The organism is Aquimarina sediminis, assembly GCF_002895435.1.
Taxonomy (GTDB): domain Bacteria; phylum Bacteroidota; class Bacteroidia; order Flavobacteriales; family Flavobacteriaceae; genus Aquimarina; species Aquimarina sediminis.
Genome location: NZ_POYJ01000011.1, coordinates 102,204 through 125,171 on the forward strand (window position 1 = coordinate 102,204; position 22,968 = coordinate 125,171).

At 34.5% G+C, this 22,968-nt stretch carries 19 protein-coding genes; 4 read left to right on the plus strand and 15 right to left on the minus strand.

Annotated elements, in window-relative coordinates:
- Nucleotides 1–206: 206 nt before the first annotated feature.
- The 3 genes from C1X07_RS19750 (at nt 207) to C1X07_RS19760 (ending at nt 4,125) form a co-directional block, all read left to right on the plus strand.
- Complete coding sequence (locus tag C1X07_RS19750; protein WP_164914206.1) at nt 207–1,685, plus strand: DUF1254 domain-containing protein; 1,479 nt, start codon at nt 207–209, stop codon at nt 1,683–1,685.
- 77 nt (nt 1,686–1,762) lie between these two features.
- Complete coding sequence (locus C1X07_RS19755; RefSeq protein WP_103071765.1) at nt 1,763–2,551, plus strand: AraC family transcriptional regulator; 789 nt, start codon at nt 1,763–1,765, stop codon at nt 2,549–2,551.
- Nucleotides 2,552–2,640: 89 nt separating this feature from the next.
- Entirely contained in the window at nt 2,641–4,125 is a 1,485-nt protein-coding gene (locus tag C1X07_RS19760) for a S41 family peptidase (RefSeq protein ID WP_103071766.1), read from the plus strand.
- Nucleotides 4,126–4,425: 300 nt separating this feature from the next.
- Here the strand turns inward: C1X07_RS19760 and C1X07_RS19765 are convergent, their stop codons facing one another.
- The 15 genes from C1X07_RS19765 to C1X07_RS19835 form a co-directional block, all read right to left on the minus strand.
- A complete protein-coding gene (locus C1X07_RS19765) occupies nt 4,426–4,884 on the minus strand; it encodes a tRNA (cytidine(34)-2'-O)-methyltransferase (protein ID WP_103071767.1) in 459 nt (152 codons plus the stop codon).
- Nucleotides 4,885–4,920: 36 nt separating this feature from the next.
- Nucleotides 4,921–5,631 carry a hypothetical protein gene (locus C1X07_RS19770; RefSeq protein WP_103071768.1) on the minus strand — a complete coding sequence of 237 codons (711 nt, stop codon included), beginning with the start codon at nt 5,629–5,631 and terminating at the stop codon, nt 4,921–4,923.
- Nucleotides 5,628–6,725 carry a cobalt-precorrin-5B (C(1))-methyltransferase gene (locus C1X07_RS19775; RefSeq protein WP_103071769.1) on the minus strand — a complete coding sequence of 366 codons (1,098 nt, stop codon included), beginning with the start codon at nt 6,723–6,725 and terminating at the stop codon, nt 5,628–5,630. The genes C1X07_RS19770 and C1X07_RS19775 overlap by 4 nt, the downstream gene beginning before the upstream one ends.
- Before the next feature lie 245 nt (nt 6,726–6,970).
- On the minus strand, nt 6,971–7,702 hold the full coding sequence (locus tag C1X07_RS19780) for a precorrin-6A/cobalt-precorrin-6A reductase (RefSeq protein WP_103071770.1): 732 nt from the start codon (nt 7,700–7,702) through the stop codon (nt 6,971–6,973).
- Complete coding sequence (gene cobM, locus C1X07_RS19785; protein ID WP_103071771.1) at nt 7,699–9,555, minus strand: precorrin-4 C(11)-methyltransferase; 1,857 nt, start codon at nt 9,553–9,555, stop codon at nt 7,699–7,701. The genes C1X07_RS19780 and cobM overlap by 4 nt, the downstream gene beginning before the upstream one ends.
- A gap of 100 nt (nt 9,556–9,655) precedes the next feature.
- Nucleotides 9,656–10,669 (minus strand): glycosyltransferase family 2 protein, encoded by a 1,014-nt coding sequence (locus tag C1X07_RS19790; protein ID WP_103071772.1) that lies wholly within the window; start codon nt 10,667–10,669, stop codon nt 9,656–9,658.
- Entirely contained in the window at nt 10,666–11,673 is a 1,008-nt protein-coding gene (locus tag C1X07_RS19795) for an NAD-dependent epimerase/dehydratase family protein (protein WP_103071773.1), read from the minus strand. Before C1X07_RS19795 ends, C1X07_RS19790 begins: the two co-directional genes overlap by 4 nt.
- A 58-nt stretch (nt 11,674–11,731) precedes the next feature.
- Nucleotides 11,732–12,916 carry a precorrin-6y C5,15-methyltransferase (decarboxylating) subunit CbiE gene (gene cbiE / locus C1X07_RS19800; protein ID WP_103071774.1) on the minus strand — a complete coding sequence of 395 codons (1,185 nt, stop codon included), beginning with the start codon at nt 12,914–12,916 and terminating at the stop codon, nt 11,732–11,734.
- Between the two features lie 214 nt (nt 12,917–13,130).
- Nucleotides 13,131–13,787 carry a 5,6-dimethylbenzimidazole synthase gene (bluB, locus tag C1X07_RS19805; RefSeq protein WP_103071775.1) on the minus strand — a complete coding sequence of 219 codons (657 nt, stop codon included), beginning with the start codon at nt 13,785–13,787 and terminating at the stop codon, nt 13,131–13,133.
- Nucleotides 13,788–13,793: 6 nt separating this feature from the next.
- On the minus strand, nt 13,794–15,149 hold the full coding sequence (gene cobJ, locus C1X07_RS19810; RefSeq protein ID WP_103071776.1) for a precorrin-3B C(17)-methyltransferase: 1,356 nt from the start codon (nt 15,147–15,149) through the stop codon (nt 13,794–13,796).
- A gap of 79 nt (nt 15,150–15,228) precedes the next feature.
- Nucleotides 15,229–15,921, minus strand: coding sequence for a precorrin-2 C(20)-methyltransferase (gene cobI, locus C1X07_RS19815; protein WP_241507296.1), 693 nt, complete (start codon nt 15,919–15,921; stop codon nt 15,229–15,231).
- 2 nt (nt 15,922–15,923) lie between these two features.
- Entirely contained in the window at nt 15,924–16,511 is a 588-nt protein-coding gene (locus C1X07_RS19820) for a cob(I)yrinic acid a,c-diamide adenosyltransferase (protein WP_103071778.1), read from the minus strand.
- Between the two features lie 52 nt (nt 16,512–16,563).
- Nucleotides 16,564–17,655, minus strand: a complete 1,092-nt coding sequence (gene cobW, locus C1X07_RS19825; RefSeq protein WP_103071779.1) for a cobalamin biosynthesis protein CobW — start codon at nt 17,653–17,655, stop codon at nt 16,564–16,566.
- Nucleotides 17,656–18,358: 703 nt separating this feature from the next.
- A complete protein-coding gene (locus C1X07_RS19830; RefSeq protein WP_103071780.1) occupies nt 18,359–19,774 on the minus strand; it encodes an HmuY family protein in 1,416 nt (471 codons plus the stop codon).
- A gap of 13 nt (nt 19,775–19,787) precedes the next feature.
- Nucleotides 19,788–21,932, minus strand: a complete 2,145-nt coding sequence (locus C1X07_RS19835) for a TonB-dependent receptor plug domain-containing protein (protein WP_103071781.1) — start codon at nt 21,930–21,932, stop codon at nt 19,788–19,790.
- Between the two features lie 81 nt (nt 21,933–22,013).
- Here C1X07_RS19835 and C1X07_RS19840 point away from each other — a divergent pair, with 81 nt between their 5' ends.
- Entirely contained in the window at nt 22,014–22,919 is a 906-nt protein-coding gene (locus C1X07_RS19840; protein ID WP_103071782.1) for a DUF6607 family protein, read from the plus strand.
- The last annotated feature ends 49 nt before the right edge of the window (nt 22,920–22,968 follow it).

Below are 22,968 nucleotides of genomic sequence, written 5' to 3' on the forward strand. Positions count from 1 at the left end.
TATATACCAACATCACTTTACATTATATGATAAAATCTTGTTCAAAAAAGCGAATTACTTCCTAATTGCTAAGCTCATATCTAGTATTATAGAAGATAACCTCTATAGCATTATTGTTTATAGTTAAAGGCTAGGGTTAGACAAGCAAGATTAAAGAATAAGACCATTTTTAAAAGATGATTTTAACCAATAATCAAATATATCACATGAATTTAGAATTATTAAATGAAAAAGAGACCAAAATTAAACAATGGCATGTAACTCCTGCTGATTTAATGGGGATAAACATGGGCAGCGAAAACCTGACTGACAAAGAAATTAAAGAAAGAGATAATAAAGGAAAAGAAGATTGGGCTTATTCTGTAGGTGTACAGGCATACATTTTTGGGCTTCCTTTAATGATATTTCAGCGTGAAAGAAGAATTCGGTTAAATCCTGAATCTTTAGCCATTGCACAACATGTTGCTCCGGCTGCTCCTATAAATAAAATCGGAAAGATGACAAAACTTGCTACTGCGGCTGTTTTGCCTTATACCCCTAATAACGATACTGGATATTGCAGTGCCTTGATTGATGTAGAAAAAGAACCCTTGATATTAACAGCTCCTGATATCACAGACCGATATTGGTCTATAGAATTTACTGATGTTTATACTAATAACATAGCCTATATTGGTACCCGTTCCACCAAAGGAAAAGGAGGTGATTTTGCACTAGTTGCTTCAAATTGGTCAGGTAAACTACCTAGCCATATTAGTGCTAATAGAATTATTAGATTCCCTCAGGACAAAGGCATGTTTGCCATTAGAATAGGGGTGGTAGAAACCGAAGAGGATATTACAATAATGAATACCTTACATGATCAATTCCATCTAACAAACTTAAGCCAATGGGGTTATCTTGGTGAGGTAAATACAATTACACCAAAACAGTATGATTTTCTAGAATACGATAGTGAATTAGGTTTTTATAAGCAACTATTAACTTTAGGAAATGTAGATATGCCTCAAGAAAAAGATAGAGCAACCCTATATACTATCCAATCTCTCCTATATCAAGAAAAAAATGGAGGACTAGACCCATATATCAAAAAAGGGCTTATTAGAGCTCTTAAAGATTCTGCTGAAGATATCCTAAAATGGAAAGTAAAAAACAGAGGCACCACACATGAAACAAGGTGGAACAATCTACAACCAGGAACTTATGGGTTTGATTATTTTAGCAGAGCTGCCGGAGCCCTAGAAGATCTGTTTGTACATGATTGGGAAGAAGCTTTATGCTTCAGTACTAATGAATCTTATACTCATAAAAAAGCAGAATTCTTAAATGGAGAAAATAAATATGTTATCCATTTTAAACAAGATCAGATAGCTCCTACCTATGGTTTAGGCTTCTGGTCATTAACCATGTACAACCATAATCTTCAATTCGTTGACAACAAAATAAATAGATACAAAGTAGGTAGCATTATGCCAAAACAAGAGTTGTTATTTAATGATGACGGTTCTTTAGATATATACATTCAGCATGATAAGCCAAATGAAGAAAAGAAATATACTAATTGGCTCCCCGCTCCCGCATCTGGAATATTTAGGATTAGTTATAGAATATATTTGCCAACCGAAAACCTTCAAAATCCTGACAATATGATCAACTTTCTTCCGCCAATTCTGAAAATATCATAATTCATTTCAACATTAAACCTGTAAAACCAAAATATTTTTACAGGTTTTTTGTTTAATAAAAAAGATGTTTTCAAACTATGCAAGTATTAAAAAACAAATGTGAGTATAACCAATTATCTATTCTAGATGGATTGGAGTTATTAAACGCAGAATATCACACATTAGATTTTCCTTTTCATACACATAACACCTTTAATATTGCACTGATTCTAAATACTACATTTAGTATAAAGCTATCAGACAAATTATTAAAAGCACCTAGAGGGGCTATTTCTGTGGTGAATCCCAATGAAGTACATGCAACACCCTGTGATAAGGATTTTGGAAATTCATTTTTTACATATTATATCTCTCCTGAGGTTGTAAAAACATTTAATAACAATGAAGACGTGTTTTTTGTAAACAAAGTAATCTATGATCATGATTTGTTTAATGAATTGTATTTTTTATCTCAAAACTTTAAAAACAATACTATCAATTTTGAACCCAGATTAATAAAAGCGTTAAAAAAACTGATCTCGCAATACGGTGTAAAACAAGAATTTAAACATAAAACAACACGACTATTTCAATCTTTTATAAACGAAACTTCCCTTAGTACATTTTCTCTGGATAAAACCTCCTCGCAATTTGGGTTAAATAAGTATAAATTTATTCGACTGTTTAAACAGGAAACCGGTTTAACGCCCAATAATTATGTATTGCTAAAGAGAATAGAAAAAAGCAAACAGTTACTTAAAGAAGGCTCTCCTATTTTTAATGCTGCTATTGATAGCGGTTTTTATGATACCCCTCATTTTTATAGAAACTTTAAACGGTATACAGGGGTAACTCCCCTAGTTTTTCAAAACGCATATCTTTTATAACAAGATGATGTGCAATATCATACAATAGCTTTAGATGTATAATGAGTAATTTTGATGAATTCTACAATTAGTTTATCAAAAATCAATTTATGTTCAAGTCATCAAAATTATTGTTTGTAACTCTATTCTTATGGAGTAATAATATCCTTTTTGCGCAACAAAAGATCTCGGGTATTGATTTTGGCAAAACGCTTTCTATAAAAGAATTAAAAGAAGATTTTAGAATTATGAGGCGTCACATTGAGACTATTCATCCGGGATTATACACTTATACCAATAAAACAGAAATGGATACCATATTTGATGAGCTTGAAAAGTCTATAAATACACCTATGTCTTCAATTATGTTTTATAGAAAAATTGTTCTCCTTCTGCAATTTATTAAAAATGGGCATACCAACATTCTTACTAATCTAGAATATGAAAAAGCTATTAAGGAATCATTTACACTATTTCCCTTTGAAATATACCCCGACGATGGTCAGTTATACATCCTTAAAAACAACTCTACCAATTCCTTGATTAAAGAAGGAAGTATTATCAAAAGTATCAATGGCAAAGATGCTATGACGCTGTTTACCCAAATAAGCAATAAGATTTCCAGAGATGGTAATATGACCACATTTGCTCAAATGGTAGCCTTGCATAGATTTAATGAGTTCTACGCCGCACATGAAGGGGTTTATCAATCTTACGATATCGAATATATCACTCCCAATGGAAAAACTACAAAATCAACTGTAAAAGGACTCACAGTTAAGGAAATAAAAAAGAATAAATGGGATCGATATCAGGATGATGGTAAATGGTGGGGAGAAACAAATGAGCCAGTCTTAAAACTAAAAATTGATAATGATGTAGCGATTCTAAAAATACAAACATTCTCGACCTATTTTGCAAAAAAAGTAAAACAAAATTTTAAAAAATTCTTTAACAAATCCTTCGAGCAGATTGAAGAAAAAGGAGTAAAACATCTAATTATCGACCTACGGGGTAACGGTGGTGGGCACGAAAAACCAACACATCTACTATTCTCCCATCTTTCTGACAAACCTTTTGTTTTCAATAAAGATATGTACGCTATTACCAACAAGATACCTGATCCCGAACTTTATGACAACAGTAGATTTGTAATGAATTTTTTATATCCTCTGTTTTGTCTAAAAAAGAGAGGAGGTGTCTATACCATAAAAGGAATTCCAGGTATGCAAAAGCATAAACCTGCCAAAACTGTTTTTAAAGGTAAAGTATATGTATTAATCAATGGTCTCTCTTTTTCTGCTTCTGGTGAAATAACTTCATTTATCAGAAACGCCAATAGAGCTGTGTTTATAGGAGAAGAAGTTGGAGGAAATGCATGTCAAAATGTAAGCGGAGCAACAGTAATGCTAACACTACCCAACTCTAAAAATCGCATTAGAATACCAAGAGAGCTATTTACTCTTAATGTCGATTCAGAGCAATGCGATCGGGGAGTAATTCCGGATCATTACATAAGACCATCTATCACCGATAAATTAATGGGTACGGATCCAGAAATGGATTTTACTTTGAATCTTATCAAAAATCAATAATCTTTTTCAGAGTGGGTAAGCACATTTTTTCTGATATGAAAAGGGGCAGCTTTATTAAAACGGCTAGTATTTAACTCAAAATACCATATGTTGAATCAAAAAGACCTTCCGTTTAACTCTAGAAGTGCAATTTTCAGCTGTATTGATTGAAATTTCAACCTTTGTAGTTAAAATTTTAAGGTAAGGAGTTAAATTTTTAACCTTCTTTCTTAAAAATTGAAGGCGAATGGTTAAACACTTCGTCAAAAAGACCGACAAGAAGGTCTAGACGGTTAAAGATTTAACCTCAATAAGGTAAAATTAGGCGTTTCTCATGTTTCTTAATCCTTCATACACTACTATGCCAACTGCATTGGCAAGATTTAAGCTTCTTATCTTATCACTATACAAAGGTATTTTATATAGTTGATTGCAATATTTGGTAGTTATATTCTCTGGTAATCCAACGGATTCTTTTCCGAAGACAAAAAACATATCATCCTCAAACGGTATATCACAATAGTCTTTTTTTGCATGACTAGAGAGGTATACCATCTTTTTATCTTCATTCACAGTATAGAATTCTTCTATATTTTCATACATATGCACAGAAATATGTTTCCAGTAATCCAATCCAGCTCTTTTTAACCGTGAATCACTTAACTCAAACCCAAATGGTTTTACCAGATGTAAATGGGATCCCGAGGCTAAACTAAGCCTACCGATATTACCTGTATTCGTAGGAATTTCAGGTTCTATAAGTACAATGTTGTATGCCATGTTTTATTATATCTATACTATCTATTTATAGAACTACTAAAATAATACGCTTTCTAATACCATCAACCCTACTATGATAGAGATAACACCAAGTACTCCGTTCATCCATTTAAAAATAGAAACATTACGTTCTATAAAACGGCTCATGGCAAAAATGAGAACATAACTATATACCCCCATAGAAAGGATAACTCCGATAGATTCTACTATCAATATCCAGATAGCGTCAGAGACAGTATCTGCACTAATGACCAATGCAGAGGTAAGCGCTCCTCCTGTTCCTGCCAAACCATGAAGCATTCCTACCCAAAATGATCGATTAATCGGATTCATAGCTATTTCTTCTCCCCTTTTTCCATGTAGATGTATAGGGTTTCCAGCTACATGATCATGTGCTTCAATTTTCTTATGATCAGCCATCATCTCATTGATCTTATGATTTCGTTTAATCGCCATAATCCCTAACCAAACCATAATTGGTCCAACAGAAAATTCTGCAAAAAAAGAAATACTCTCTACAAAAGTATGCAGAGCGGCTCTAAAAGCTAAAGCAATTCCTCCAAACATTAATAAAGTAACCGAATGCCCAAGTGCCCATTGTGATGCTGTAATTGCAGTTTTAAAAGAAATTTTCTTTTTCTGAATAGCATTTTCTGCTGCCAATACAGATACTGCCGACATATGGTCGGGTTCAAAAGAATGTAAAACCCCCGCTAAGAGAGGTCGAGCAAGATTCATTAAGTTCATTTGGGATATGATATAAAGTGACCATCATTATTAATCAGATATAGCATAATCTCTATATTCGGGGCTATTTCCTGACAATAATAATGGCATTGTTGTATTAGTTTTTGGTAAAATTTTTCTTGGTCGGTAAAAGTAAATATTTCTCGTAAACGCCCTGCCATGTTTAATGCTAAAACTTTGTTAGCAATTTCCTTAGAATAACCCGCAGATATTGCCAGTTGATATATAAAATCTTTATCCCAGGTTGTTTTTCCGCTGTGGGTATTGGTGTTTCCTTGTGCCAGTTTTGCCGCTTTACCTAGCATAATTCCCATAGACACTTTGGAAATCTGGGGGGATTGATTAATTTTCTCAAAAGTTTCCTGTATCCAATTTCCGTAATGTATACATGAAGTTTCTGAAACATGAGGGAATATAGATTTTAGCATTTTTTCGCTACGTGCGCCTGAGTTTATTAATAACTCTGTATTACCATTGGCAATTGCCACATCGATTCCTTGTCGTATACTAGCGATATAGGAAGCTGCAGAAAATGGGGTTACAATACCTGTTGTTCCTAATATAGAAATACCATATAGTATTCCTAAACGACTATTTAATGTTCTTTTAGCCAGTTTTTCACCATCTTTTACCGAAACAGTTATGGTAACTCCCTTTTTTTCTAGTCCATAATCCGAAAGTATTTTTTTACAAACAATTCGCATCATATCACGTGGAACAGGATTAATAGCTGGTTCACCCACAGGAATCTCTAAACCTGGTAAAGTTATTAACCCTACACCTTCACCTCTTTTAAAAACAACATCTCCTATATCATTAAGAGATACTGATACGGTAATCTCTGCCTTATGAGTAACATCAGGATCATCACCTGCATCTTTTATAGTAGTATAGGAGCATTCTTTTGAATTTAACGTATTTATTGTAACCTGAAAAGTAACAAGTTCTCCAATGGGTAACTGGATCTGTACTTCTGTAATCCTTTGTTGGGTGATCAAACTCCGCAAAGCCGCTTTGGTACAAGCAGTAGCACAAGCGCCTGTTGTATATCCTCTTCGTAATGGCTTATCTGGTATGTCTTGTAATTCTCCCAAAAGATTCTAGTTACTGGCTTGATTGAATTTGTTTTATGGTTCGAAGCTGGAGGTTGTAGGTCAATTTGGTGACTAAATCAACTTTCTTAAATTTCACCTTTCCTATCTCTCTCTCTGGTTCATTTTTTATGTATTTTTTATACTGTTACTCTTTACAATTAGTTAGCCCTCAAAATTCTAATATCCTTGATAATATCAGGCTTCAATCTTTGGTCTTCATACACCCGACCTTCGACTCCTCCTTTTCAAGAAATCATTTTTATTAATTCTTCTTTTGTCGTGACACAAAGATACCGATTAGATATTTTAGGTTTTTTGAGGATTACTATAGGGATATTAACTTCTATTGCAGCTTCAATTTTTTCTTCTAATTTGCCATTACTACCACTTTCTTTGGTAAAAACAACATCTGGTGATAATTTACGAAACAAGATCACTTCTTCATTCTTAGATTGCGGATATCCAAATATTAAATTGTTTTTGGGAAAACCCGCTTCTTTAGCAACAACTCTAGAAGTATCACGATCCAAAATACGAAACCAAGTATGATTACTTTTCCAATATGATTGTAACTTTGCTATAGTCTGAACACCTGACAATGCTAACAGAGATGTATATCTATTTTTATCAAAACGGACCATCGCTTCTTCAAAACTATCTACATAAGATATCAAAGAATGAACTATTCTCTCAGGGAATTTTCTTTGAAATCGTATCAACGGTACTTTTATAGAGGTGTTGGCAATAGTTTGATGTAATTGTATTGCAAATGGATGTGAAGCATTAATAATACATGTTACTTTATTGGTTACGCAAAAAGTTTCGAGCAAGGGAATTGTCATTTCACCGTATATTGGGGTCCCTTTTCCTTCGTATATTACTTTTGTTTTTGTGGAATAGTAATATGGATATTCTAATTCATCCAATATTTTGGCGACCTGTTTACCTTCTGTAGTCCCTCCAAAAACAAGTATCATATGCTTGAGGTTGTTTTCTCTTTTTTTCTAAAAATATGATGCCATTTATCGTCGTATAACCATGATCTGTTTTTACGCGCTCCTACAGCTTCTCCTACTACAATAAGTACAGTACGGGTTAATTTATTCTTTTTGATAATGGTCGTTAGTTCTACAAGTGTACCCGTCCAAACTTCTTCATCTTCCCAGCTAACGCGATATAGTATTGCCAACGGGGTATCTTCTGGGTAATGTTCTAACAGTTGTGCTTGTATCTTTTTGGCAATACCAACACTCAAGAAGATACACATGGTAGCTCTTAATTTTGCCATATCAGCAATTTTTTCGTGCTCTGGCATTGGTGTATTCCCTTCTCCTCGAGTAAGAATTATAGTTTGCGCTACTTCGGGAATCGTAAATTCTGATTTAAGGTATGCCGCTGCTGCCTGAAAAGAAGAAATCCCGGGAACGATATAATAGTCATAGCCCTTTTCGTCAAAAATGGTCATCTGCTCTTGTATCGCTCCGTAAATAGAAGGGTCTCCAGAATGTAATCGTACTATAGATTTTCCTTGTTCATAATACTGATCCATAATGGATATCTGTTCTTCTAGAGTCATAGAGGCAGAATTACGTACTAGTGCTCCTTCTTTTGCCATATGTGTTAAGGCTTCAGGCACCAGACTACCAGCATATAAGATACAATCCGCATTTTCTAAAATGTATTGCCCTTTTATGGTTAACAGTTCCGGATCGCCAGAACCTGCTCCCACTATTGCGATACTTGCTTTTCGTTCATACCCTTTCAACAAACTTAATGAATAAGTAAACTTTTTGCCAGATGATGTAATTACTTTGGTTTTTTCTACAAGCCATTCTTCCTGACCAGAAATTAAAGCCGCAGCAGCTTCTGAAACACCATAAACCCCTACTTTTTTCTTTACCACCTCTGATGGATTTGCTACGGTAATTGTGTTTAACTCCTCTCCTGTATAGGTAATAAAAGGAATATCATAATTCTCTGCAAAATCCAAGTAGGCTTGTTCTTCATTTTTGATCGTTGCCGATCCAATACCACAGATACTTTCTATGGCTATATTCTGCTTCTTTAATTCTTGTTCCAGTCCTTTTATCAATAATGATGGTTCTATGTCTTTGGCACAACCACTACCCAATGCAATGCAAGGTGGGTAAAATGAAAGCACAGGTGTTTCGGATATCATTACCTCATAGCCAACATATATGATTAGCTCATACTTATGATGATCAAAAGCCTCATTTTCATAATAAACATCCACAAAATCAGGATGTGTTTTTTCTAGATACTGAGTTCCTTTGTCCTTAACTTTTAGTAATACTGCTGTGGGTTTTCGATTTACAAATAGCGATATGACACTATTTATAGAGACTGAACTTTTCATTTTCCAACCGTACTGCTCTGCCAAAGTATCCAATGACCAGATATCTTGCAAGTCACTTGAAGTGGATAGTATAGGTTGGGCATTAAGTATTCTACCAATCTGAGAAGTAAGTGTGTTTGCTTTACCAATATGTCCGCTAAGAACTGCTTGCACAAATTTTCCCTGATCATCCACATTTATTACTGCGGGGTCAGTCGTTTTATCTTTAATGTAGGCTGCAATACTGCGAACACAAATTCCTAAAGCACCCACAAAAATCCAGGCGTCATAATTGTGAAAAGAGTTTTCCATTAATTCTGATACAGAATTAATCTGTTTAACATCCTTACTTGCTTCTATAGATCTGGTAGTAAAAAGCTTAGATCTATAAAATTCTTTTTGCAAAATTTTGGCTATTGATACTCCTTGATCCGTAAAACAAAGTATGGCAACTTTAGTAGTTTGTTCTGACATATATACTTTTTGATAAAAGCTATTAAATTCTCCTATGAGACAAAGATATTAGGTTACCGACATCTTAAAAAATGTTTATGGAGATAATTGGCACCAAACATCAAGCAAAAAACCAAAAGTCGGCAACTGCTTTTTTACCCCAGGAAAGAAGAATCTCTTCTATTTCTTTTTTCCCATCTGGAGATGCTACAACAATAATGATTTGAGCATTTTCTATTGTTCTAACATCATTGTAATGTTCTAATCGTACATCGTAAATATCTTTTCCTATTTTTCTTTCATTATCGCATACCCAATGAAACTTATCATCATATGACTGCAAGAGTTTAGCCATATCTTTTCCATTTCTTCCAGCCCCCCATAAAACCAATGGTCGTGTTTTGTCTCTATCTAACTCATAAAAAAAACGCATTTTAAGATCAAAATAACGATTGTCTTTATATTCTGCCCATGTACGAGAAATTCTATTGGATCTATCTCTCCAGTGATGTAAGATTTTGTCTATCCCAACCACAGTTAATCCTAATCTATAAAATCTAAAACACAGATCATAATCCTCTGGATAAATGATAGGATCAAAAGCTCCGGCAGCATCAAAATCATCTTTATGTAGTAACCAGCAATGAGAAGGGATAACACATTCTCTATAGATCTCTTGATAATGAGTGCTTGTTCTTGCCACCTCATTTAACCATTTTTCATACTTTATAAAACCATCACCCACAACACCCTGATCCACAAAATGCTCGGTTCCTCCAGCTATCACTGTTCCTTTTCCATATTTACTCCATTCATCGACAAGTACCTGAATTTTATACTCGGGCATCTTATCATCAGAATCCATTCTATTAATCAGCGTTCCCCTGGTTTCTGCATAACCAACCTGTAATGTTGGAATCAACTTAGGTCGATCACTATTAAAAAACCGAACTCTGGAATCTTTTTTGGCATATTCCTGTAAAATTTTTGGGCTATCGTCTGATGAGTGATCATTTACAGCAATAAGCTCCCAATTTTTATATGTCTGAGCCAATATAGAATCCAAACAATCCCGTAAATATGGGGCAGTATCCTTAACTGCCATTATAATGGTTACTAGTGGTTGTTTTGTCATTGTCCTGATTTTTTTTTCCAAGAGGCGGGTAGTTTCTTAGTTATTTCAATATTCTGAAATTCTTTGCTAGACCGTGATCCGTATGCTTTTACCCATGCTGCCATTTCTAAAAGTCCTGTTTCTAAATCAGTAAGAGTTTTTGGCTTAAAAACAGCATTAAAACTTGAATGATCGGCATAGGCATGTATCACTTCTTCTCGTTTTTCTAATTGTTTGATATTTAGATTCGACTGCATTGCTTTGCACACAGCTATTGCTAATTCTTTTACAGAATATACGGTATCACTTCCTACATTAAAAACTTTATTATATGCTTCGCGTACATTTACGGCATTGGCAATGTAAGGTGCAACATCATCGATATGAGTAAAGGCTCTTGTCTGTTCTCCGTCTCCAAAAATAGTCAAAGGTTTATCTTCCAGAATCTGATTCATAAATATCCCTACCACATTACGATACTTATCTCCAATATTTTGATGAATACCATATACATTATGAGGTCTGAAAACAATATAATCCATACCAAACATTTTGTTGGCGTTTATCAGATCAAGCTCTACAGCGTATTTTGCTATTCCGTATGGATCTTCTGGTTGTGGATACTGTGTTTCTACCAAGGGTAAGCTATTTGTCCCATAAACGGCTATAGAAGATGTAAACACAAAACATTTGATTCCATATGTAACAGATGCATTGATAAGATTAACACTACCAATCAGGTTATTCTGATAATTAAAATTGCGGATAAAATGGCTTAGTCCTTCTGCGGCATATGCTGCCAAATGGTATACATAGTTAAATTTATGTTCTTCAAATAGTGTATTGATCAGATCAACATCAAGAATCGAACCTTCACAAAATATTGCTGCATCATTTACATTTTCTTGTACTCCTCCAGAAAGATCGTCCAAGACTACAACTTTGTGGTTTTGTTTTAGTAAATGGTTCACTACATGCGAACCTATAAAGCCTGCTCCTCCAGTGACAAGTGAAGTTATTTCCATACGGCAAACCTACATAAATTGATCCTATATTAGAAAAATATCCTTCAAAATGAATTTTCTATTTACGAATTGCTTTGAGCAATGTAATTGGATTGTGCGCATCAAGGGTTACAATATACTCTTCTGTAATCGTGTATCCTATTTTGGCACATCCTTCTTTAAACGTTTGTATAGAACTCTCTTTAACAGCATTGATCACTATACTTGTGTGCGGTTGTAATACAGGAACCATTTTTACAAACAACTCTTCTAATCTACCGCCATGCCCTCCTATAAAAATGGTATCAGGCTTGGAATATTCTTCTAAGTTCTGATCAAAAAAATCTCCCATAACTGTTTGAATACCCGGAACTCCAAATCGTTTTTGATTTTCTACCATAATAGCCTCGCATTCTGGTCTCTTTTCAAAAGCTATTACTTCTAGATCAGGATGCTTCAGTTTGGCCTCGATACTAATAGATCCTGTACAAAAACCTATATCCCATAACGTATTGGTATTAAGAATATCCAAAAAATGTAATGTTGTTAATCTAATAGGCATTTTGGTAATCATTTTGGGTCTGTTTGGTAATCCCAAAAAGTCTTTATCTTTTATTCCAAAATCTATATTTCTATGGTGCGTCTTTTTTAACAGAATACAATTCAAAGGATGAAACGTTTCTATAGCGGCTTCAGAAAGGGTTAATTTCTTTATTTTTTCTTTTTCTCCTTCCAAATCTTCACCCACAATCATTGTATAGTTATCATACCCGTAAGCCATCAACCTTTTTGCAATATGGGCAGGTGTTTTTTCTGTATCGGTAAGTACACCAATAAGTTCTTGTTGCTGTATTAAAATACTATCCAAAGCTTTCCAGCTCCTACCATGAACACTTACTGTTTGTAACTGATTACTATTTGTATTTGTTGCATTTGCCAACAATTGAATGGAACTAAAATAAGGTACCGTTATTATTTCAGCTTGTGGATATTTACTTTTTAATGTATTAGAAAACCCGTAAAACAGTGGATTTCCCGAAGCAAAAACGACAATGGTTTCTGTTACTCCTTCATAGGCTTCAAACACTTTGATCATAGGGGATTCTATTGCAATCCATTGGTATCCCTCAGGAAGTAGATCTTTTACTAAGTTATGATGCCGCTTTCCTCCACTAAATATAGTTGTATTTAAAATACGCTCTTTCTGTACTTCAGTAAAAAGTGGTATCTTATTTCTGATTCCTATAATGTAAAAGGTCATCATAATTTTAGTATCATATTTTATAGTTCAGGAAATTACTTCATATCACTAGCTTCCGAAAGTTTGATTAAATCTAATTTTTAGTTTTCTATTCATTTTACTATTGTGAGATTGAGCTTGTCGAAATCCGTTTGAAAATCATATGTTTAAAAAACTTCGACAAGCTCAGTTTGACATCGAAACAATAGAAAAGAAAAAATTTCACATGTTAATGACTTTATATATACCTTTCCTGAATAACGACTTCTTTTTGAAGTTTTTTACGATCCCATTTACGCAATTCAAGTTCGGGTTGGTTATAAAACATATCAGTATACCCAAAACACAAATATCCTACCAGCTGGTTTTCTTTTGGAGCTCGAAGTACTTTTTTTACTTTTTCGGGATCCAGAATACTTACCCACCCCATTCCTATGTTTAATGATCGTGCCATAAGCCACATATTTTGTATAGCACACACTACACTGTATTTTCCCATATTTGGCATACTGGTTTGCCCCAGAACCGGTCCTTCTTTGGGTTTATAGAATACTGCAATATTGAGAGGAGCTTCTAAAATACCTTCTAACTTAAGCTTGATATACTCTTTTTGCTTTTGATCAGCAAATTGCAAGGCTGCTCGTTCTGTTTCTTCAGAAAAAGTTGCTTTAACGGCTTGTTTTGTTTTTTGATCTCGTATCAGAACAAATTCCCAGGGTTGTGAAAATCCAACCGACGGAGCGACTAATGCGGATTTTATAATAGTATCTATTGCCTCTTCAGGGATTGGAGTGTCTAAAAAATGATTTCCCCTAACATCTCTACGATGCATCATGATCTCCTCTAACAATTGTTGCTCCTGGCTAGTAAATGTACGTTGGGGTTGCTCTTTCATATATTCTTACATTTTAGCTTCGTCTAGAGTAAAAGCTGCATTAACAATAGCGGCGGCAAAATTACTTCCTCCTCTTTTTTCGGTAATTAATGCATATGGTATATGTTCAATTGTTTTTAGCCTCTCTTTGGATTCTATTACATTAATAAATCCTACTGGTGCCCCGATAACCCCTGTTGGAGATAAGGTTCCTTCCTGAATCTGATCGGCTATTTCTATCAGAGCTGTGGGTGCGTTGCCGATAACAAATAGTGCTTGTGGATATTTTTTTGCAGCCAATTTTATTCCTGCCTGCGACCTTGTCAATCCTTCATCCTTTGCTAATTGCAATGTTTCTTTATCATTTAATAAACAAACTACTTCATTATTATATTGGGTAGTATATGCTTTTGTAATTCCTGCTGCTACCATGGTGACATCGGTAACAATTGTTCCACCTTTTTTCAAATAATCATGCCACATAGTAATGGCATTCTGCGAAGCTTGTACATAATTAATATATTCAAAATCACCAGAGGTATGTATGCATCGTATCGCTGCCCATAATGTATCTTTTGGCAATGTATTTTGTGGAATAGCATTTAGGATTTCTGCAAAACTGGCTTGTTGTATTTCTACTCCTGTTTCTGGTTTTCTATTTAAATATCCTCTTGGAGTAATTAAATGATTTTTATATCTAAATGTCTGACTATTGCCTATTAGCACCACACAAAACATATCTACATCATTCACATCCAGATCCCCTAAAGTGGTGATTTTAATATCTTCTTCTACTCTACCTAATTGCTTACATATGGCTACCGGTGTTGCCGCGGGTCTATATTGCAGGTAAATGTTTTTTAATGTCTGAAGTTGCCAATAGCGTTTTTTACTTCTGGGGTTATACAACCCCGTTACAAAATCTCCCATTGCAGCAGCATGAATACGTTTTTGAATGGTTGTCCATGGAGTCATCAAATCTGATAACGAGATACAACAAAAATCATGTCCTAATATCGCTCCTAACTTACTTCCTGCGGTAATAAATGCAGAAATCCCTGGTACTGTTTCTACGGGGATATCCAGATGTTGTTCTGCAACTTTCTGGTATACTATAGATGCCATGGCATATATACTGGCATCGCCAGAACCTATGACTACAACACGTTCTCCTTCTAAGGCGTGCTGTATTGCTATTTCTGCTCTTTTTTCTTCTTCACTAAGTTCTTTTCCTATACACAACGCATCAGAATGAACCAAATGTTGAATAAATTGAAAGTAATAATGATATCCAATTACTACGGTGGCTTCAGAAATTGCCTGAGTAGCCATTGGGATGATATAATCTGAATGTCCTGGGCCTAACCCTACAACTTTGATCATTTGATCTTTTTATTTTATTGTTTGATATGATCTACGCAATTTTTTATACTACATAGCATAGTGATTATCGCTTCTTTACTTATTTTTTGATGATAAGTAATGAGAAATAAGGGATTTCTCTACTTGTCAGGGTGGTTAAATCTGTAGTAATATACTCTTCATCGGTTCCTAAGCGTTCGCAATAATAACATTTCCAATCTTTTTTCTCTAGTTCTGAATGAAAATTACTCCAACCTGAACGTATTTTCATCAATACTACTGTATCAAATTCTTGAAAACATTGATTAATTTCTTTAATATCCTTGACTCTGGGTATGATAGCGATCTTGTCATTGAGTAAACTTAATGGAACCTGATGTTGTGCCGCTCCCAGGGAGAAAGAATTTATACCCGGTATCAAAGATATCGGGAACTGTAATTCTCGAAGTTGTTCTAGCAGGTATGAAAAAGAAGCATATAGACTAATATCTCCTTCGCATACGATTGCTACCTTTTTTCCTGAACGGTACGCTTCTCCAATACTTTTTACTGTTGCTGCATATGTTTCTGTGGCGTCTTCTCGATTATTCGACATTTTAAGAAAAAAACCTACCAGCTTTTTTTCTTCTAACTTATGATATCGCAATATGGGATATACAAAACTTTTTTTTTGATCTTTGGTAATAGACCCGGGATAAAAAACAAGATCTGCTTCTTGTAATATCCGTAATGCTTTTAAGGTGATTAGTTCCGGATCTCCGGGACCTAAAGCTATTCCATGAATTGTATGCAAAACTATGTTGTTCTTTTCTTTTTTCTTTTATATAAAAACAGTTGCCATTTCTCTTCGGCTACTCCTGCTTTATCCATTTCGGCTCTTGCCATAGTAAAGAATAAATCAGACAATCTATTCACATAGGCAATTACATATTCTTCTACAGACTCGGGATCTTCGTGCATTAAAGTAACTAATCTACGTTCTCCTCTTCTGATCTGGGTTCTACATACGTGGCATAATGCTGATATTTCATTTCCTCCAGGTAGTAAAAAATAATCCGAAGGAGAACTTATTTTGGCTTCCATATCATCCATCCATTGTTCACAAAAATCTGCTCCATCTACAGGTCTTGGATTAGGATTTTCTTTTTTAGAATCTGATGGTCTCGCAAGGTGAGACATCATATCCATTAAGTCTTTTTGGATTTTATGAAGATTAGGCTGCCACTCATGATCATTACCTAATTTTGCACGTAGTAATCCGATAGTAGAATTTGCCTCGTCCAGGGCTCCATTGCATTCTATACGGGGAGAATCTTTATATTCTCTTTTTCCTCCAAAAACCCCAGTCTTACCTGTGTCTCCTTTTCTTGTGTATATTTTCAAGGGTACGAATTTATAGTTAAAATACTTTTGTAAAGGGTTAGAAACTGTTTTTCTACGCTTCTACTCCTATCATTAATTTTTCTTCCAGATTTTTCTGGATCTTCTGCTCGTCAAGTTTTTCTCCGATAATGACCAGGCGTGTAGCTTTGATCTCTGTTTCATTCCATTTTCTATCAAAATAGTTTTCGAATCTATCGGCTACTCCCTGAACAATCATACGCATTGGTTTACCTGGCACATGAATAATTCCTTTAATTCTGTAGATATGATGCTCATCCACCATCTCTTTTAGTGCTTTTATTAGCAATTGTGGAGTGTGTTGAGCCTTGACTTCTATAACAATAGAATTTATATCATCGTCATGATCGTGATCGTGATGATGATGTCCCTCTTCATGGTCGTGATGGTGGTGATGTTCTTCATGATGCGAATGCTTACTATCTACATGATCTTCGGCTTTTGCATCTATTCCTAGTAATACATCTGCCGGGATATCTCCTTTTACTGCAGAGATCAGCTTGATTTTTGATCCTACCCGATTCTGAATAATATCTCTTACCTGATTATACTCTGCTTCATTAATCAAGTCTGATTTGGTCATTATAATCAAATCTGCACAAGACAATTGATCTTCAAATAATTCTTCGATAGAAGATTCGTGATCCAGATTTTCATCATCTAATCGTTGAGACTGTACTTTATCACGATCGCATATTTCACCTGTTGCCTGCCCTACGCAATCTACTACAGTGATTACTGCATCTACCGTAATCTGAGGTTTTAGGTCAGGCCAGTTAAAGGCTTTTAATAGTGGTTTGGGCAAAGCCAAACCAGAAGTTTCTATAATAATGTGATCAATATCTTGTTTTCGCTCCATTAATTGAAGCATGGTGGGTAGAAATTCTTCTTGCACAGTGCAACAAAGGCATCCATTGCTTAGTTCGAGAATGTTTTCTTCTTCGCATCCACAATCATTTCCTTTTAGAATTTCTCCATCCATTCCTAACTCTCCAAACTCATTAACAATGATTGCCAATCGCCTGCCATTAGCATTTTTAGCGATTTGATGGATCAAAGTTGTTTTACCAGATCCCAGAAATCCAGTGATAATAGTTACCGGTATTTTTTGTGTATTTATTGCCATAAGTCCTTATCGAAATGATTTGTAACAAAACTATTTATTATTGTTTAAAGGAAAAAACAATTATCGATATGTTTATGAGATTAAGATATCTTTTACCATTTCTACCGAGGTGTTTTGAAGTACTAATCATGACATAGGATTTTATATTAGCTTACCCCTTAAAATCATATCCACTACCCCTCATTGCAAGGGGTATATCCCATATTGTGAGGATTCTTTTTGATCCCGAGGTGGTTCGAGCTGATAGATTGCCGCTTCGAGCTGATAGTTTATCGTTTCGAGTTGATAATTTGACGATTGTTTTTGATAAAGTATAGCTTCGAGCCGATACTTTATCGAATATATTTGATAGGTTCACGCTTCGATTTGATAATTTATCAAATCGAAGCACCATTTTATCAACTCGAACTACCTATATAGGTGGTTCGAAGTACCTCGGGATCAAATCGAAGCATGCTTTTATCGGCTCGAACTACCTAAGCAGGTGGTCTGAAGCGTGATTGTATCAGCTCGAACCACCTCGGGATCGCTTCAAAAGCCCCTTACAACTTCTCTTCTTCCATAAAAGATAACATCTCACTATCTGTTATTTTCACTGACATATATAATCCATGATTTATGCTAAATCAAAAATCCCTCTATGCTACAGAACATAGAGGGATAACAATAGCATTTTAACTATAAAATGCATCAAGAAAATAAACTACTGCAATAAGGTATATTCGAATTTTGGATTTCCTCTAACGCCACTATCATCTGTAAGTGCGTTAAATCTTATCTTGTATAAATTACCATCGGTATCTTTAACAACAAAAAATCTATCGTCTTTTACGGATCCAGTAAACACGCTTCTCCAGTTACTTCCGATTCCTCTTTGATCTACAATAAAATTGGCATTATTAACATTGGCTAATGTAAAATCTTCATATGTAAAATCTGCGGTCATTACCATGTAAGAATTAGCTCCTCCTTTAAGATTAGTAACTACATAATCAGAGTATCCATATCCTCCAAGGTTTCCTCCTCCAAAATCCAAAATATTAGTAAAAACTGTAAAATTTAAGTCCCACTTTTCTTTTTTAGGCTCAACATCTACAATATTCTTGGTATTGAAGCTAAAAAACCTAAAGTTATAGTCACTATCTTTTGAGATTTTAATTTCTTCAAAAGTAGTTGCAGCTATATCAGCATGCTGCAATACGTAATCATCACCACTTCTTAGGATTCTTATTTTTTTCCACCCTCTTAAATCTCCGCTAAGCTCAACACCTCCAACTTCTGCAGCTTTAGTAGATACTTCAAATCCTAGTTTTAGAAGGTATACTTTATTTTCGGCATCTGTTTCTGATACTTCTGCGATAACTGTTTTGGTAATCTCTCCTGTTGGACCATCAAAATATTGCGCTGTATTAGGAGCACTTGTTTTTATAAGATCCTTAATAGCTGTTACATCGGCTTCTTTAACAGTATTAATATCGGTTGCATCCAATTGGGCAGCACCCATAAATATCGATCCATTTATGCTAACTCTAAACTCGCTACCTCCATAGAAACCAAGATCCCAACTGTCTCTTAGTACATCTACCTGACTTTGAGCACTTAGATCTACATATACTTGATTTGGTTCATTGGCACCTCCAACTTTTGGAGAAATAATTCCTCCCAATGCTGCTGACTCTGTAAAACTAACAGCCAAATTAGTATTACCACTCATAATACTATTAAGAACACTTACTTTTGCTAAAGAGAATGATACTGATTGAGTAACACCTTCGATAGGGTTCTTTAACTTATTGATAGTAAAAGAAACATCACTATCCCCTTGTTTAAATGCTACAGTAATACTCCCTGTTTCTCCAGAGGGTACCGTAGTAAAATCTGCATCAGCGCCATACACGGCATTCTCTACTGTATAATTTACAGTTACATTTCCAGCCTGTGGGGCTTTACTTGAAAAAACAATCTTTACCTCTTTGTTTTCATCTGTAGTAGAAAAACTTACTGAGGGGTTCTCGAATGCTACAGCAAACTCCTGTATTGTGGTATCATCATCACTACTACATCCACTGACTATAAAGAGTAGTAGTAAAGCTTTAATAAAAATTAAATTTGTTTTCATTGTGACTTGTCAATTAAAAATTAAGATTATATACTAGTTTTAAAAAATAGGACCTTCCGTAACCAAGCAATAAGGTTGATGGTGGTCCAGAGTGCGCACCGCCTTCTAAGGCAGTGGTATTTACTTCGGTTATATCTAATAAATTACGAGCTCCAAGAGTGAGCTGTATTTTTTTATCTAAAAAGTTCTTGCGTACAGAAGCATCTAGCCAGCTATAGTCGCTTTGTTTTCCTCTTATTAATACAGTTTCATCATTTTCATTTTGTCGCTGTACAAATTGTTGTGAAGGACCATTATATTTGTAATATGCAGAGAAGACCATGCCCAGTTTTTTTGCATAATACGCTGCATTTGCATTGAACTGCATCCTATACAAATAGTCATCATTATGCAGGACTCTACTATCTAAAACTTTTGATTCTCCTGCAAAACCAATCCCTACATTAGCTTTTAAGTTTTTGTAATTCATGGTATTGTTAAAAAATGCACCAATGGTTCGATAAGAATCTATATTGATGTACTTAAATTGTAATGGTATTTGGTTTACAACACTAAGTTCAATCCTATCAGTAACATTTAGATAGTTTAAAGAAAGTTTACTTAATAGTTTAGATGCTCCATCGTTTGTTAAATCGAAACCTTTTTTGAGATGTAGAAAAACAGAAGTTCCTTGTTCTGGTTCCAGGTTTTCGTTTCCTCTTACATCATGATTCGCATCAACAAAATAAGTATACAGTTCTGCATAATTTGGTAATCTAGGAGAGGAACCGACTACTGCTCTTATTTCCAAACCATTATCAAATCGATGTCTGGTACTTAATGAGACTGCCACTTGTGGATCAAATACTGAAGAGGTCAATAGTCTTGCACCAGGGCGGATAGAAAACTTATCATTGACATTAATCTCTGAGGAACCAAAAAAATCATAAGACCCTAATTCTCTTTTTATATTCTCTCCATCAAAACTTCCTGAAGTGCTGGAGGCATACCCATCAATATGATTTACCTCATAACCCAGTTGAAAATCAAAAGAATTGTTTTGTAAAAAGTTGCTAAAGTTTCCTTTAGAGTAATATACTTTTCTTGATTCGTACTCGAATTCTTGTACATCAAATTTTTCTCTTGCTTTAATTCTGTACCTAAAAGTTTCTACATTTCTTTTCTGTTGCTGATATGATAAAGAGATATCGTAATTAAAGCCATCTTTCCATTTTCCCAAAAAATTAAGATGATGATAAAAACGTTCTGATGTAAAAACAAGATCATCGCCAATAGGGTCGCTTGTTTGTGTAGATGGATTATAATTAGGATCTACCTGTTCTGAAAACCTATCTATATTTTCATTAAAATACTCAAACTTATAAAAGGTTCTAAATGCATTATCCCCTCTATAACTCAGTAAAGCTTTAGCCGTATTTTGCAATTTTGGCAGCCACAAATATCCTCTTTTACCATCGTTCAGATCATGATGCTTTCCTTTTTTATCACTCCAAAAGCCAGCAAAATCATTTCGGGTATATATTGCATTGGCATACCATCTATCGGTTATTTTGTGTCCTACTTTTATAGATTGTATGTGCCTCCCTTCATCAAATAACCCATATTCATCTCCAACCGTTTCTTCTTGTATATAAGGGGTTATCTCCCACTTATATTTGCTGCTTTTTTTGGTTATTATATTAATAACCCCAGAGACTGCATTAGCACCGTATTGCACTCCCATCGACCCTTCTACAATTTCAATCTGCTGTATATCATCCAGATTCATTTGGGTTAAATCTGTGTTGTTTCCTAGACCTTCGTCGTTAACTACCGGGATATTATCAATTAATATTTTAAAATACTGACCATCTAACCCAAACAATTGTACGGCAGATTTTCCTGTAGACGCACTTGGGATAATATTAATATTTAATGTCTGATTTAATACATCGGCAAGGTTATTACCAGCTTGTTGCTCTATCTGAGCTCTACTAATCACCTTAACTTCAAAAACTGATTTGTTTATTGACTGGGGAGAATACTGCCCTGTAACTATTACTTCTTCAAGCTTTTCTGTCTTAACAGAATCTTTTTTTACTTCATTTTTTTGAGCAAATATGATGCTATAAAAAAATAACAAAAAAAATAACAAAAATTTGCTTTTATTTAGATTCATTCTTAATAAATTTGCAGCAAATATAATATCTTATTTTAATTCAATCTAAATAAGAATTGATAATTTTTTAAAAATTCACAAATGAAACGATTTACATTTTCATCGCTTTTATTATTAGTATTTGTATTTACTACTAATGCGCAGAACAAAAAAGTGCAAGACAAAAACGCCATAAAAAAGATGTGTGGCTGCTACGAAGTGACTTTTAACTTTGCTGAAACTTTCCAGTACAGCAACGATTCTCTTTATAAACCTTCAAAATCTAAAACTGCTAAAGCGCTAGAATGGGCTCAGTTAATTGAAGATGATAAAAACAAAGTTTCGATCCAACATTTATTACAAGTTGGAGACCCATCAAAACCTCATATTGTAAAACATTGGAGACAAGATTGGATCTTTCAAAACACAGATTTTTACATGTTTAATGGAAACAATTCCTGGAATTATGAAAAGAAATCAGATTCTGAGGTAAAAGGGCAATGGACACAAAAGGTATTTCAAGTAGATGACAGTCCTCGTTATGAAGGCTCTGCTACCTGGGTTCATGTAGATGGAAAAAGCTTTTGGGAAAATACTACTGATGCACCGCTACCAAGAAGAGAATACACCATAAGAAGTGATTATAATATTACCGTTAGAGGAAACAGACATGAAATCACCAAAAACGGTTGGGTACATGATCAAAACAATGATAAAGTAATTCGTGAAGCTGGTAAAGAAGATGTACTCCTTGCCAAAGAAAAAGGATATAACACCTATGTAAAAGTAGATGACAGCAAATGTAAAGCAGCCGCAGATTGGTGGAAAGAAAACAATGAAAAATGGGCTTTGGTACGTAACAAATGGGAAAAAGTCTATGGTAGAAATACCAATTTGGTACTAGAAGCTAAAGTAGATAACAAAGCACTTTACAAACATCTATTTTCTGATGAATACACCAAAAAAGAAGATATTAATAAAGTGATTGAATCTTTTGTAACACAATAAAAAAACAATCAAATACTAATACTAACCTTTAATAAATAAATATAATACA

Bases quoted from the DNA above. Each gene is read 5' to 3' on its own strand.
- C1X07_RS19830 (WP_103071780.1), bottom strand. From the start codon at position 19,774: ATGAAAACAAATTTAATTTTTATTAAAGCTTTACTACTACTCTTTATA.
- C1X07_RS19770 (WP_103071768.1), bottom strand. From the start codon at position 5,631: ATGAACTTAATGAATCTTGCTCGACCTCTCTTAGCGGGGGTTTTACAT.
- C1X07_RS19835 (WP_103071781.1), bottom strand. From the start codon at position 21,932: ATGAATCTAAATAAAAGCAAATTTTTGTTATTTTTTTTGTTATTTTTT.
- C1X07_RS19840 (WP_103071782.1), top strand. From the start codon at position 22,014: ATGAAACGATTTACATTTTCATCGCTTTTATTATTAGTATTTGTATTT.
- cobM (WP_103071771.1), bottom strand. From the start codon at position 9,555: ATGTCAGAACAAACTACTAAAGTTGCCATACTTTGTTTTACGGATCAA.
- C1X07_RS19755 (WP_103071765.1), top strand. From the start codon at position 1,763: ATGCAAGTATTAAAAAACAAATGTGAGTATAACCAATTATCTATTCTA.
- cobW (WP_103071779.1), bottom strand. From the start codon at position 17,655: ATGGCAATAAATACACAAAAAATACCGGTAACTATTATCACTGGATTT.
- C1X07_RS19750 (WP_164914206.1), top strand. From the start codon at position 207: ATGAATTTAGAATTATTAAATGAAAAAGAGACCAAAATTAAACAATGG.
- C1X07_RS19795 (WP_103071773.1), bottom strand. From the start codon at position 11,673: ATGGAAATAACTTCACTTGTCACTGGAGGAGCAGGCTTTATAGGTTCG.
- C1X07_RS19765 (WP_103071767.1), bottom strand. From the start codon at position 4,884: ATGGCATACAACATTGTACTTATAGAACCTGAAATTCCTACGAATACA.
- bluB (WP_103071775.1), bottom strand. From the start codon at position 13,787: ATGAAAGAGCAACCCCAACGTACATTTACTAGCCAGGAGCAACAATTG.
- C1X07_RS19790 (WP_103071772.1), bottom strand. From the start codon at position 10,669: ATGACAAAACAACCACTAGTAACCATTATAATGGCAGTTAAGGATACT.
- cbiE (WP_103071774.1), bottom strand. From the start codon at position 12,916: ATGATGACCTTTTACATTATAGGAATCAGAAATAAGATACCACTTTTT.
- cobJ (WP_103071776.1), bottom strand. From the start codon at position 15,149: ATGATCAAAGTTGTAGGGTTAGGCCCAGGACATTCAGATTATATCATC.
- C1X07_RS19780 (WP_103071770.1), bottom strand. From the start codon at position 7,702: ATGATACTTGTTTTTGGAGGGACTACAGAAGGTAAACAGGTCGCCAAA.
- C1X07_RS19760 (WP_103071766.1), top strand. From the start codon at position 2,641: ATGTTCAAGTCATCAAAATTATTGTTTGTAACTCTATTCTTATGGAGT.